The sequence below is a fragment of the Bradyrhizobium sp. SZCCHNS3016 genome (assembly GCF_032484535.1).
GTDB lineage: Bacteria > Pseudomonadota > Alphaproteobacteria > Rhizobiales > Xanthobacteraceae > Bradyrhizobium.
On the sequence record NZ_JAUETE010000001.1, the window covers coordinates 505922 to 519189 of the forward strand.

The following is a 13268-nucleotide window of genomic DNA, read 5'->3' on the forward strand; positions in this document are numbered from 1 at the left end:
GCCTGGCGGCTGCCCATGAATGCGTCCTCTCTCACAACAAGGGAAGAGGGCGCTGTATTTGCGCTTCGTTTGCACGCGTCGTTTGACATCCGCGCCGCGACGGCGGCCTCGTCAGTCGACGAACTGATCGCGCGTGTAGCCTTGCGCATAGAGCAGGGCGGTGAGGTCGCCGTGGTCGATGCGGGCCGAGGCGGCGGCCGAGACCGCGGGCTTGGCGTGATAGGCGACGCCGAGGCCGGCCGCCTCGATCATGCCGAGGTCGTTGGCGCCGTCGCCGACCGCCAGGGTGTCGATCTCGTCGAGATCGAACGACTCGCGCAGCTCGATCAGGGTGGCGAGCTTGGCGTCGCGGCCGATGATCGGCTCGCGCACCTCGCCGGTGAGCTTGCCGCCATCGATGACGAGCTCATTGGCGCGGTTCTCCTGGAAGCCGATCTTGGCCGCGATGGCGCTGGTGAACAGCGTGAAGCCGCCGGAGATCAGGCAGGTATAGGCGCCGTGTGCGCGCATGGTCATCACCAGATGACGGCCGCCCGGCGTCAGCTTGATGCGTTTGGTCAGGACCTCGTCGACGACGCTCACCGGCAGGTCCTTCAGCAATGCGACGCGTTCGCGCAACGCCGGCTCGAACGCGATCTCGCCGCGCATGGCGCGCTCGGTAATGGCGGCGACACGCGGCTTCAGCCCGGCGAAGTCGGCGAGCTCGTCGATGCATTCCTGGCCGATCATGGTGCTATCCATGTCGGCGAGAAAAAGCTTCTTGCGCCGGACGGCTTCGGGCTGCACGACGATGTCGATCGGCATGTCGCCGCGCAGGTCGCGCAGGCGCGCCTCGAGCTTGTGGACCTCGCCGTCGTGGGCGAAGGGGATGTCGATCGCGACCTCGTCGAACAGCCAGCGCGGCGTGCCCGGCGAGGGCAGCACGGCCAGGAAGGCCTCCACGATCGTGGTATCAAGCGCGGGATCGGCGGGATTGCAGATGAAGGTGGCGACGAGAGACATCAGGTGACTTTGCCAGGGATCAACAAAGCCGTGCTTATCGCAGGGCCGACCGCCAGCGGCAAGTCGGCGCTGGCGGTGGAACTTGCGCAAAAAGCGGGCGGGGTCGTCATCAACACCGATTCCATGCAGGTTTACCGTGACCTGAGAATCCTGACGGCGCGGCCAACACCTGACGACGAGGCTGATGTGCCGCACCGGCTCTACGGCCATGTCGACGCAGCCGTGAACTACTCGGCCGGCCACTATGTCCAGGATGCCGCGGTCGTTCTTGCCGAGGTGCACGCGGCCGGGCGGCTGCCGATTTTCATCGGCGGCACCGGGCTGTACTTCAAAGCGCTGACACGGGGATTGGCGGCGGTCCCGCCCGTCCCTGACGACGTCCGAGACGCGGTGCGCCTGCGGCTCGACCGCGACGGGGTCGAGGCGCTGCATGCCGAGCTGGCGCGGCGCGATCCGGCGGCGGGCGCGCGGCTGAACGTGCGCGACCGCACCCGCGTCGCCCGCGCGCTGGAGGTGATCGAAGCCACCGGTCGGCCATTGGCCGAGTGGCATGCCGAGACCACCCCGCCGCTGCTGCCGGCGGGCAGCTATCGGGCGCTGTTCATCGCGCCGGAGCGCGAGACGCTCTATGCGCGGATCGACGCGAGGTTCGATCTGATGCTGGATCGCGGCGCGCCGGAGGAGGTTGAACAGCTGGCGGCCCGCGGGCTCGATCCGCTGCTCCCGGCCATGAAGGCGCACGGCGTGCCGGCGCTGATCCGTTATCTCCGCGGGGAGATCACGCGGGAGGAGGCGGCCGTCATCGGCAAGGCCGACACCCGCCATTACGCCAAGCGGCAGTTCACCTGGTTTCGGCATCAGCTACCGGAGTTCGGGTGGATGACGCCGGAGCAGGCGCGGGCGTGGGTGGCGAACTGGTGAACGGGAAAGCACCAACGCGGGGAGACGTGAGATGGCAGATATTCTCATCGGCGACGTGGACGACCGAACGATGGAATTGCTGCGGCGTCGAGCGCAACGTCACGGTCACAGCCTCGAAACGTTTCTCTTGGAAGCGCTGAAAGGGCTCGCACAAGATGAAACCGCCGCGCTCGACGATGCCCAGCCGTTCGGCAGCTGGCTCTACGCTCTGTCCAGGCCCGGCGTCGACTTGGAGGAAGGTCTGCATTGGCTCTCCAAAACGTGGAACACGTCCGTCTTCACAGACTCGTGAACGTTTAATCCACTGTCAGACTTCGTTGGACTATTGGATCGGCTTGCGCACATTGGCCTGAAGGCCCATAAGGTGAACATGGCAAATGTCACTGATCCCCTAGAACTCTTGCGGGCCCGTAAGGCCAAGATTGAGGAGCTTCGCGCCAAAGAAGCGGCCGAGCGCGCTCGGCTGGAAGCCTTGGCCGCCAAGCGGGCGAAGGAAGAAGAAGAAGTGGCAATGGTCGAGCGCGTCCTAGCGCGCTGGGCAGACGAAAATGCCAGTCAGGTTGCGACTGCCGATGCCGGTTCTGCGGACGACAATCCGGAGTCGGCTTCCGGGAGCGTGGAGGCATCTGTTCTCCCGAGAAGGCCCCCGGGCCTGGGTTCACCTCGCCCCGAGGGCATCCCGACCGTTCCTGAAATGGTGACACGGCTACTGCTTGACGCCGAACAGCAGGGCAAGCGCGGTTTGACTTCAGCTGAAATTCTTGAGGGGGTTGAAAAGCGCTGGTGGTCCGGTGTTCCCAGCAATGCGATCATGCCGACCGTATACCGCTGCATTGCCAAGGAGCACTGGTTCAGCAAAGAGGGCAAACTTTTCGTACGCTTGCGCGGTGGTCAGCCCCCGAGACGTCGCCGCTACTCCATAACTCAGCTGGAGCGAGATAACTAAATACGAACGGCGGGCCGAGGGCCCGCCGCATGAATCCCTCTTGCTTTCAGGCCGTGTGCACCGATGCAAGGGGCAGCCACCATGAGGGTGGCAGGGTTGGTTTCGCCAGCTCAGAAACTACCCCGGCGCAGCCACGGAAGGCGTCGGGACTTGAAGGAGGTGGGAGCAATGCAACCACCATAGTATAGGCGTGGCGCTGTACCAATCTTGCACATTGGTGCAGCGTCACGCCCTTTAGTATAGTTAAATGCCTGAGATTTCGCAAGGATTCTCAAATCCGGCGTTTTTTCAATGGCTTATAATGTCAAAAACCAGTATTGAGAAAGCTGGGCCGAGTAGCCGTTGCCAGCTGACACTTTGCTTGTCCGGCCCCGCGCAAAATGTCGGCGATTTCGCCGGGCTCGGGCTTTCGTTGATCAATCCTTGGGATTGACCCGTCGCGGGCACTCCCGCGGAACGCCCGGGGTGGCCAAATTACCGCTCGCCGAACGGCGAATTCCGCGTTAACCTGACAAAATCGCGCGTGCAGGCTGGCTTTGCCTTGACATTGGGGCATGGCTGGCTATGTTTCGCGCAACCTTTGGGAAGCTCGCTCGGCATCATGCGCAACTTTATTTCCATTCTCCTTATCGCCGTCGTACCCAGGCGCACCGCCGGGGATGGCTAGCGGCCATCCAAATTCCGAGCGGTGCGCAGGGCCTTCCAGGGCCCTTTTTTATTGCCCGGAAGCCATCGAACCGACCAGCCGAGCCACTGACCGAAACCATCCGCTAGACCCGACCGACCAAGACGACAAGCCGCTGACAGAAGCGATCCGGAGCCTGCCATGACCGACAAGAGCCACGATCCGAACCAGATGACCGGCGCCGCGATGATCGTGCGCGCGCTCATCGACCACGGCGTGCAGCACCTCTTCGGCTATCCCGGCGGCGCGGTGCTTCCGATCTATGACGAGATCTTCCAGCAGAGCGAGGTCGAGCACATCCTGGTCCGCCACGAGCAGGGCGCCGGCCACGCTGCCGAGGGCTATGCCCGCTCGACCGGCAAGCCGGGCGTGGTGCTGGTGACCTCCGGCCCCGGCGCCACCAACATGGTGACGCCGCTGGCGGATGCGCTGATGGATTCCATTCCGCTGGTGTGCATCACCGGCCAGGTGCCGACGCATCTGATCGGCAACGACGCGTTCCAGGAATGCGACACGGTCGGCATCACCCGGCCCTGCACCAAGCACAATTGGCTGGTCCGCAACGTCAACGATCTGGCGAAGGTGCTGCACGAGGCGTTCTACGTCGCCACCACCGGCCGTCCGGGCCCGGTCGTGGTCGACGTGCCGAAGGACGTGCAGTTCGCGACCGGCACCTATCATCCGCCGCGCAAGTCCGACGTGCACATCTCCTACGCCCCGCGCGTCAAGGGCGATGCGATGCAGATCCGCAAGGCGGTGGCGCTGCTGGCCGGCGCCAAGCGGCCTGTGATCTATTCCGGCGGCGGCGTCATCAATGCGGGCGCCGAAGCCTCGAAGCTGCTGCGCGAGCTGGTCGAGGTCACGGGATTCCCGATCACCTCGACCCTGATGGGGCTGGGCGCCTATCCGGCGTCGGGCACCAACTGGCTCGGCATGCTCGGCATGCACGGCACCTACGAGGCCAACATGACGATGCATGATTGCGACGTCATGCTGTGCGTCGGCGCGCGCTTCGACGACCGCATCACCGGCCGCACCGACGCGTTCTCGCCGAACTCGAAGAAGATCCACATCGACATCGATCCGTCCTCGATCAACAAGAACATCCGCGTCGACGTGCCGATCATCGGCGATTGCGGCGACGTGCTCGCCGACATCCTGCAGGTGTTCAGGGCCGAGGCGAAGAAGCCCGACATCAAGGCGTGGTGGCAGCAGATCGCCACCTGGCGCGCGCGCAACTCGCTGGCCTACAAGCCGAACCGCGACGTGATCATGCCGCAATATGCGATCCAGCGGCTGTTCGAGCTGACGCGCGGGCGCGACACCTACATCACCACCGAGGTCGGCCAGCACCAGATGTGGGCGGCGCAGTTCTACGGCTTCGAGGAGCCGCACCGCTGGATGACCTCGGGCGGGCTCGGCACCATGGGCTACGGCCTGCCGGCCGCGATCGGCGTGCAGGTGGCGCATCCCGACAGCCTCGTCATCGACATCGGCGGCGACGCCTCGGTGCAGATGACGATGCAGGAGATGTCGACGGCCGTGCAGTACGAGCTTCCGGTCAAGATCTTCATCCTCAACAACCAATACATGGGCATGGTGCGGCAGTGGCAGCAGCTCCTGCACGGCAACCGGCTGTCGCATTCCTACTCGGAGGCGCTGCCGGACTTCGTCAAGCTGGCGGAAGCCTATGGCGGCGTCGGCCTGCAGGTGTCTAAGCCCGGCGATCTCGACGGCGCGATCAAGGAGATGATCTCGGTCAAGAAGCCGGTGCTATTCGACTGCCGCGTCGCGGCGCTGGAGAACTGCTTCCCGATGATTCCGTCCGGCAAGGCGCACAACGAGATGATCCTGCCCGCCGAGGCGAGCGATCCGGCCGCGGCGTTCGCGGGCGGCAAGGCGCTGGTGTGAGCTGAACCTGGTGGCAATGAAGCGCTGATGTGAGAATCGATCGTGAGCAGGATGCCCACCTCAAACTCCGCCGTCATCGCCCGGCTTGCCGCCTTCGCTAAAGCTTCGGCGCGCCCTGAACGCGCGGTCTCGTCGAAGCCTTGGCGAAGACGGGACCGGGCGATCCAGTACGCCGCGGCCATCATGAGTCCCACGACGGCGACGGCGTACTGGATGCCCGCTTTCGCGGCCATGACAACTGTGATCAGGAGGCGGCCGTGTTCACACTAGCCGAGCTCGAAGCCGCCCACGCCATCGTCGCGGCCGCGGTGCCGGCGACGCCGGCGCATGCGTGGCCGCTGCTGGCGCAGCGGCTGGGGACGCATGTCGTCGTCAAGCACGAGAACCATACGCCGGCCGGCGCCTTCAAGGTGCGCGGCGGGTTGGTCTATGTCGACAACCTCAAGCGCACGCGGCCGGACGTCCGCGGCCTGATCACCGCGACGCGCGGCAATCATGGCCAGAGCGTTGCGTTTGCCGGCCGCCGCAACGGCCTGCCGGTGACGATCTACGTGCCGCGTGGCAATTCGGTCGAGAAGAACCGCGCCATGGCGGCGTTCGGCGCCGAGCTGATCGAGCACGGCAGCGACTTCCAGGAGGCGCGCGAGGAGGCTGGCCGCCACGCCGCGCGCGACGGCCTGCACATGGTGCCGTCGTTCCATCCCGATCTCGTGCGCGGCGTCGCCACCTACGCGCTGGAGCTGTTCCGCAGCGGGCCCGATCTCGACGTGCTCTACGTCTCGATCGGGCAGGGCTCGGGCATCTGCGGCTGCATCCTGGCGCGTGATCTCTTGGGCCTGAAGACCGAGATCGTCGGCGTGCAATCGACCGAGGCGCCGTCCTACGCGCTGTCGTTTGCGGCCCGCACCGTCGTGACGACCAACAGCGCCGATACGCACGCCGACGGCCTTGCCACCCGCAGTCCCGATGCCGATGCGCTGGCGATCATTCTTAAAGGCGCCTCGCGCATCGTGCAGGTCAGCGACGCCGAGATCGCCGAGGCCGTGCGCATTCTCTGGACCGACACCCACAATCTCGCCGAAGGCGCCGGCGCGGCACCGCTCGCAGGTGCGTTGCAGGAAAAGGGCAGGCTCGCCGGCAAGCGCGTCGGCCTGGTGCTGACCGGCGGCAACATCGATCTCGACCTGTTCAGGCGCTGGGTGATGCCGGCGGCCGCTCATGCCGAAGCGGGAGCTGCATGATGCGCACCCGGCCTGCCACACAAACCACTGTCATCGCCCGGCGCGACCGGGCGATCCAGTACGCCGCGGCAATCGTGAGTCTCACGACGGCCGGCGTCGACCGGATGCCTGCCTGCGCGGGCATGACGGCAGAGGGAACAAGGGGACACCAATGAACCAGCCAGCATCGGCCTATTTCATGGAAGAGCGTCACGATCCGAACGAGACGCACACGCTGGCGGTGCTGGTGCAGAACGAGCCGGGCGTGCTCGCGCGCGTCATCGGCCTGTTCTCGGGCCGCGGCTACAACATCGAGAGCCTCACCGTCTCCGAGACCGAGAGCCAGAAGCATCTGTCGCGCATCACCATCGTGACCACCGGCACGCCGATGGTGATCCAGCAGATCAAGCACCAGCTCGACCGCATGATCCCGGTCTACCGCGTCGTCGACATGACGCTCACCAAGCGCGCGATCGAGCGCGAGCTCGCGATGGTCAAGGTGCGCGGCACCGGCGAGCCGCGCGTCGAGGCGCTGCGGCTGGCGGATGCGTTCCGCGCCCGGGTGATCGACGCCACCACGGAAAGCTTCGTGTTCGAGATCACAGGCAATACCGACAAGATCAGTCAGTTCATCGATCTGATGCGTCCGCTCGGCCTGGTCGAAGTGGCCAGGACCGGCATTGCGGCGATCGGGCGGGGATCGGAAGGGATGTGAGCCATGCTGGCGCGCGACTGGTACTACAACGAACGCAACCGGATCGGGCTCGACCATGCCGTGGCCTCGATCTATGGCTCGGGCGATGATGCCGACGAGCGCGCGCGCGCCGCTCTGAAGATGCTCGGCGTCAAGCCGGGCTGGCGGGTGGCGGACATCGGCTGCGGCAACGGCGTGCTGGCGACCGAGGCGGCGCTGATGGGCGCCGTCGTCGACGCCATCGACATCTCGCCGGCGATGCTGGCGCTGACCCGGATCTACAGCCGCGACCGCCGTACCGCGGTGCGGATGCATTCGGCGGGGCTGCTGTCGTTCGCCTATGAGGCTGCGACCTACGACCTGATCGCCAGCGAGTTCACGCTGCACCATCTGCCGGACTTCTGGAAGGCGGTGGCGCTGGCGCGCATCTTCGCGGCGCTGAAGCCGGGCGCGCAGTTCTTCCTGCGCGACATCGTCTATGTCAGCATGCCCGACGGCGCCGAGCGCTCGGTCGAGCAGTGGGCGGACTTCAACATCAAGAACCACGACCTCGCTCGCGACAGCGTCATCACCCACATGCGCGACGAGAACTCGACCTTCGCCTGGGTGATGGAGCGCATGCTCGCCGAGGTCGGATTCGTGACCGTCTCCGCCGACTACCACGCGCCGATGCACGCGACGTATGTGCTGCAGAAGCCGGCGGGGCAGGGGTAGGCACGCGGCGATGGTGAGTCTGGTGAACCCTGGCGGCGCGGACGTGCAGCCATACGGAGGGAGTGCTTGGCTGTACTTCGGGCCGAGACCTTTACGTGCGGCCATCCTTCGAGACGCCCGCCTTCGGCGGGCTCCTCAGGATGAGGATCTTCGTCGCGGCGTGCTGTTTCCCCTCATGGTGAGGAGCGCCGTCTTCGGCGCGTCTCGAACCATGAGGCCCGTGCCGCCCGATGTTGCGGGAGTAGGCTAACCATGTCCCAGCAGCTCCTCATCGCCTTCGTCACCTTCGCGTTCGTGATGGCGTTCACGCCAGGGCCGAACAACATCATGCTGCTGTCGTCGGGCGTGACCTACGGCTTCCGCCGCACGGTGCCGCACATGATGGGCGTCAGCTTCGGCTTCGCCTTCATGGTCGGCGCCGTCGGCTTCGGCCTCGCCACGGTGTTCATCTCCTATCCGGTGCTGCAGGAGGTGCTGAAATATCTCGGCGCCGCCTACCTGATCTATCTCGCCGTGGTGATCGCGTTCTCAGGATCGGCCAAGCCGGATGACGACACGACGCCGCGCGGCCCGATGTCGTTCTGGGGCGCGGCGCTGTTCCAGTGGGTCAACGCCAAGGGCTGGGTGATGGTGATCAGCACCATCACCGCCTATGCCGCGATCGCCAGCTTCCCTGCCAATGTCGCGCTGCAGGTCGGGATCAGCTTCGTGATGGCGATCGGCTCGACCATCACCTGGACCCTGTTCGGGACGGCGCTGCGGCCGCTGCTGAGTTCCGAACGCGCGGTGCGCGGCTTCAACATCCTGATGGCGGTGCTGCTGCTCGCCTCGCTCTATCCCGTCTTCATGGACGCATGAGGGAGGCGGCCGCCATGCGAGATCGGGGTTTCCAAGCAGGGCCAAAATGCTCTAGACACGGGCCGGATTTCGTCCGGGCGCAGCCGCCCGTGCCTCACCCAAGCGTCTGACTTTTCAGCCAATTCCGGCCATCTCAAAGAGGAAACGACAATGCGTGTCTACTACGATCGCGACGCCGATCTGAACCTGATCAAGGGCAAGAAGGTCGTCATCGTCGGCTACGGCAGCCAGGGCCACGCCCACGCGCTCAACCTGAAGGATTCCGGCGTCAAGGACGTCGCGATCGCGCTGCGCAAGGGCTCGGCTTCGGCCAAGAAGGCCGAGGGCGCCGGCTTCAAGGTGATGGAAGTCGCCGAGGCCGCCAAATGGGCCGACCTGGTGATGATGCTGACCCCGGACGAGCTGCAGGGCGACATCTATCGCGAGCACCTGCACGACAACATGAAGCAGGGCGCCGCGCTCGTGTTCGCCCACGGCCTCAACGTGCATTTCAACCTGCTGGACCCGCGCCCCGATCTCGACGTGCTGATGATCGCGCCGAAGGGCCCCGGCCACACCGTCCGCTCCGAATACCAGCGCGGCGGCGGCGTGCCCTGCCTGATCGCGATCGCCAAGGATTCCTCGGGCAATGCCCATGATCTCGGCCTGTCCTATGCGTCGGCGATCGGCGGCGGCCGCGCCGGCATCATCGAGACCACCTTCAAGGAAGAGTGCGAGACCGACCTGTTCGGCGAGCAGGCGGTGCTGTGCGGCGGCCTGGTCGAGCTGATCAAGGCCGGCTACGAGACCCTGACCGAGGCCGGCTACGCGCCGGAGATGGCCTATTTCGAGTGCCTCCACGAGGTGAAGCTGATCGTCGACCTGATCTATGAAGGCGGCATCGCCAACATGAACTACTCGATCTCCAACACCGCCGAATATGGCGAATACGTCACCGGCCCGCGCATCGTCACGGCCGAGACCAAGGCGGAGATGAAGAAGGTGCTCGGCGACATCCAGTCCGGCCGCTTCGCACGCGACTGGATGCTGGAGAACAAGGTCAACCAGACCTCGTTCAAGGCGACCCGCGCCAAGCTCGCCCAGCATCCGATCGAGGAGGTCGGCGCCCGGCTGCGCGACATGATGCCCTGGATCAAGAAGGGCGCGCTGGTCGACAAGTCGAAGAACTGAGTTCGCGCAGGACTTGCTGAGAATTGAGAACGGCGGGCCGAGGCCCGCCGTTTTTGTTTGGTAGGTGAGTCCTTAGGCTGTTTCAGGACGTCGCGCGGCGTGAGGCCAGCGGCGCGAGCAGGCGGACGATCTCGCTGACAGCGACCAGGCCGACGAGCCAGGCGGCGCTGGTCAGGCCGAGGCGGGCGACGATCGGGAGCGTGAAGCTCGCGGCACCGCCGAGTGCGGGCGTGGCGGCCAGCAGCACCAGCTCATACGCCGTGTAGGCGCCCAGCAGGGCGGCGGCAAAGGCGAGCGGAGCCGGGCTTGCGCGCAGAGCCTGCAGCACGCCCCGGGCCGTGGCAGTGGCGCTGAGCGCGGCGGCGCCGATCATCGCGCCCCAGGCCAGCGTGTTGGCATCGACCGGATAGTGCAGGGCGCCGAAGCCGATGCCCTGGTTGACCAGCCAGGCGCCGATCATCACCGGCAGCGCCGTGCGCAGCGGAAGCATGGCGGCCGCAATCACGGCGAAGGCCGCAAACGGCGTCGCGCAGGCGAACACGAAGCTCGCCAGCGCACAGGCGGTCGTCAGCAGCCCGAAACAAAACGCGGCTGCATGCCGCGGCGGGACGGGCGCGAGGCGAGCCTCGGAACCAGAGGGGGCGAGGACGTCGAGAGTCATGGAACATCTCCTGTTGTTGCAATTGTAGTCCAGTTTTGAGGCGGCTGTCAGCCGCTTCGGGAGGTCTGCATCACTGCACGCCGAAGCTCGCGAGCCGGATGCCGCCGAACACGCCGAAGCCGGGTGCCAGGAAGCCGGTCGGGTTCTGGGTGTGACGGTTGAACAGGTTATCGATCCGGCCAAACACCTTGACCTGGTCGGACAGCGCGTAGTCGCCGCGCAGGTTCACGAGCGTATAGCCGGGTGCGACGAGGCCGGTGGTCATGCCGTCGCGGCTGACATCGAGCCAGTCGCCGACCCGCAGCAAGGTGGCCGACAGGCTCAGCGCATCGATCGGCAGCCAGGTGGCGGTGGCGCTCCATTTCTCCTTCGGCCGGCGCAGCAATTGCTGGCCGGTGGCCGCGTCGACGGCGCGGGTGAAGGTGTAGTCCGCGCGCAGCGATATCCGATCGGTGAGCCGCGCCGTCACGAAGCTCTCGGTGCCTTCGGTAGTGGCGAGGCCGACATTGGCGTAGGAGGTGAAGGTCGCGTTGAAATTGATCAGGTTGGTGATGCTGTTGTGGAAGTAGGTCGTGCCGAAGCGGACGCGATCGTCGAACAGCGGCTGCTCGAAGCCGGCATCGTAGCCGGCGCTCTGCTCCGGCCGGAGGTTGGGATTGGCGAAGAAGTTGAACGCCGGGAAATCCTGGTGCAACTGGCTCAAGGTCGGTGCCTTGAAGCCGGTGCCGTAGCTCGCCTTCAGCTTGGTCTCGGTGACCGGCAGGATCACCGCCGGCGCGATCCGGTAGGTGCCATGGCCGCCGAACTGGTCGTTGACGTCGTTGCGCAGGCTCGCCACGACGAACCAGCGCTTCGCGAACTCGGTCTGCAGCTCGACGAAGCCGGCCTTGTTGCCGTTCTCGGCCGAAAGGTCGGTGGTCTTCAGCCGTTCGGTCTGCTGCTCCAGGCCGACGATCAGGTTGTTGCGCGGGGCGAGCTCGGTCACCGCGTGCCAGTCATATTTGATGCGCTCGCCGGTCGCGACCGCGGCGACGGGATTGCCGGCCGTCAGATCGGACGACCAGTTGTTCACATAGTTGACGCCGAAGTAGTTCCTGATGCGGCCGCCGAGCAGTGACCATACGGCTTCCTCGCGCGTCGCCAGTTGATGGACGGTATGGTTGCTCTGGGCGGCGTCGGGAAAGCTGGGAAGGCCGCTGTCGCCGGTGAACAGCAGGGTGGCGTCAGTGTAGCGGACCACCGAATTGAGCGTCCAGGCCTCGTTGAGATCGACGCCGAGCTTGGACGAGGCGGTGACGTTGTCGTAGGCGTTGCCGATGGCCTTCTGCCCCGCAGGCAGCAATTGCCACGGGGTCACCGGAACGTCACCGGCGTGCAGATGCGCGACGTTGACTGCGTAGTTGACATTGTCCTGAGAGCCGCTCAGCCCCGCGCTCTGGTTGAAGGTCTTGAACGAGCCGCTCTCGACCGAGGCGGTCGCCCGCGCCGGTCCGTCGCCCTTGCGCGTGACCACCGAGATGACGCCGCCGATGGCATCGGAGCCGTACAGCCCGCTCTGCGGCCCGCGCAGCACCTCGAGCTGTTGGATGTCGGCGGCGAGCAGATGTGCGAAATCGAACGCGCCGTTGCCGTTGGTGACGTCGCCTGCGTCGATGCCGTCGATGATGAGCTTGGTGTGGTTGGCATTGGTGCCGCGCATGAAGACGTTGGTCTGGCCGCCCGGGCCGCCGGCCTGCACGATGTTCAATCCGGGGACCGTGCTCAGGATGTCCGGCACGGTGCGGGCCTGCTGCGCGGCGATATCCTTGTCGGTCACCACGGTGATCGCATTCGCGACGTTGGCGACCGGCGTCACAACGCCGGTCGGGCTGACGGCGACGGGGGCGCTGGCCGGCGCTGCCGGCTTTGCAGCCGGCGTCTGCCGTCGCGCGGCGTTGCGGGTTGGAGAACCGCCGGACACCGCCCGCCCTGCGGCAGCCGGCTTGCGCGGCGCGTCAACCTCGACCGGCGGCAAAAGGTTGGGGGAGGCGGATTGCTGCGCGGCTGCCGGGAAAGCACCGAGCAGCGCAAACGACGCGAGGACGCAGAGCGACGACAGAACGGCGCGATGCCGCCTGGCATGGGGAACGGGAGACACGAGTGACCTCGGCATGACGTCAGTGGCACGTCACCGCGAACGAGGTCTCACGCAGACCTTTGCAGACCTGCCTGAAAACGATGCCAATAACGCCCCGACCGGCATCCTCGCGTGTGACCACGGCTGACGGCAGGTCTCCTGGCTCGCGGGTCGTCACCTCCACGTCGCCTTCCCGGGACCGAGATTTCCCAGTGGCCTATGACGCGAGATTCGCCGCTTACAGTTGCGGGGGCAGCTGCGGCCTTCGATCTCGTCTCTTGCGAGACGCATCCGGCACCGCATTCCCTTTTGAGCCCCGGTCGAGGGGCACCGTCACGATCAGCGTAGGAGTGCGGGCGCACCAAAGTCA

Annotated in this window: 12 protein-coding genes and 1 riboswitch; of the genes, 9 read left to right on the forward strand and 3 right to left on the reverse strand. The window is 65.8% G+C overall.

Annotated elements, in window-relative coordinates; all coding sequences use genetic code 11:
- Positions 1–111: 111 nt before the first annotated feature.
- Complete coding sequence (serB, locus tag QW881_RS02355; RefSeq protein WP_315736884.1) at positions 112–1002, reverse strand: phosphoserine phosphatase SerB; 891 nt, start codon at positions 1000–1002, stop codon at positions 112–114.
- A gap of 3 nt (positions 1003–1005) precedes the next feature.
- On the opposite strand from serB, the gene miaA reads away from it, so the two are divergent.
- The 9 genes from miaA to ilvC all read left to right on the forward strand — a co-directional run bounded on the left by miaA (position 1006) and on the right by ilvC (position 10121).
- Positions 1006–1923, forward strand: a complete 918-nt coding sequence (gene miaA, locus QW881_RS02360; RefSeq protein ID WP_315756366.1) for a tRNA (adenosine(37)-N6)-dimethylallyltransferase MiaA — start codon at positions 1006–1008, stop codon at positions 1921–1923.
- A gap of 31 nt (positions 1924–1954) precedes the next feature.
- Positions 1955–2215 carry a FitA-like ribbon-helix-helix domain-containing protein gene (locus tag QW881_RS02365; RefSeq protein ID WP_315756365.1) on the forward strand — a complete coding sequence of 87 codons (261 nt, stop codon included), beginning with the start codon at positions 1955–1957 and terminating at the stop codon, positions 2213–2215.
- Between the two features lie 78 nt (positions 2216–2293).
- Positions 2294–2869, forward strand: coding sequence for a hypothetical protein (locus QW881_RS02370; protein ID WP_315756364.1), 576 nt, complete (start codon positions 2294–2296; stop codon positions 2867–2869).
- An 826-nt stretch (positions 2870–3695) separates the two neighbouring features.
- Entirely contained in the window at positions 3696–5465 is a 1770-nt protein-coding gene (locus tag QW881_RS02375; RefSeq protein WP_315756363.1) for an acetolactate synthase 3 large subunit, read from the forward strand.
- A 257-nt stretch (positions 5466–5722) separates the two neighbouring features.
- Positions 5723–6706, forward strand: coding sequence for a threonine dehydratase (locus tag QW881_RS02380; RefSeq protein ID WP_315756362.1), 984 nt, complete (start codon positions 5723–5725; stop codon positions 6704–6706).
- Between the two features lie 151 nt (positions 6707–6857).
- Positions 6858–7400, forward strand: coding sequence for an acetolactate synthase small subunit (gene ilvN, locus QW881_RS02385; RefSeq protein WP_315756361.1), 543 nt, complete (start codon positions 6858–6860; stop codon positions 7398–7400).
- Between the two features lie 3 nt (positions 7401–7403).
- Positions 7404–8093 carry a class I SAM-dependent methyltransferase gene (locus QW881_RS02390; RefSeq protein ID WP_315756360.1) on the forward strand — a complete coding sequence of 230 codons (690 nt, stop codon included), beginning with the start codon at positions 7404–7406 and terminating at the stop codon, positions 8091–8093.
- Between the two features lie 252 nt (positions 8094–8345).
- Positions 8346–8951 carry a LysE family translocator gene (locus QW881_RS02395; RefSeq protein WP_315756359.1) on the forward strand — a complete coding sequence of 202 codons (606 nt, stop codon included), beginning with the start codon at positions 8346–8348 and terminating at the stop codon, positions 8949–8951.
- A 150-nt stretch (positions 8952–9101) separates the two neighbouring features.
- Positions 9102–10121 (forward strand): ketol-acid reductoisomerase, encoded by a 1020-nt coding sequence (ilvC, locus tag QW881_RS02400; protein ID WP_315736892.1) that lies wholly within the window; start codon positions 9102–9104, stop codon positions 10119–10121.
- A gap of 82 nt (positions 10122–10203) precedes the next feature.
- On the opposite strand, the gene QW881_RS02405 is transcribed toward ilvC, so the two are convergent.
- Both QW881_RS02405 and QW881_RS02410 read right to left on the reverse strand, forming a co-directional pair.
- Positions 10204–10782 carry a hypothetical protein gene (locus QW881_RS02405; protein WP_315756358.1) on the reverse strand — a complete coding sequence of 193 codons (579 nt, stop codon included), beginning with the start codon at positions 10780–10782 and terminating at the stop codon, positions 10204–10206.
- Positions 10783–10852: 70 nt separating this feature from the next.
- Positions 10853–12934 (reverse strand): TonB-dependent receptor plug domain-containing protein, encoded by a 2082-nt coding sequence (locus tag QW881_RS02410; RefSeq protein ID WP_409998985.1) that lies wholly within the window; start codon positions 12932–12934, stop codon positions 10853–10855.
- A 95-nt stretch (positions 12935–13029) separates the two neighbouring features.
- Positions 13030–13248: riboswitch (cobalamin riboswitch) on the reverse strand.
- Positions 13249–13268 lie beyond the last annotated feature (20 nt).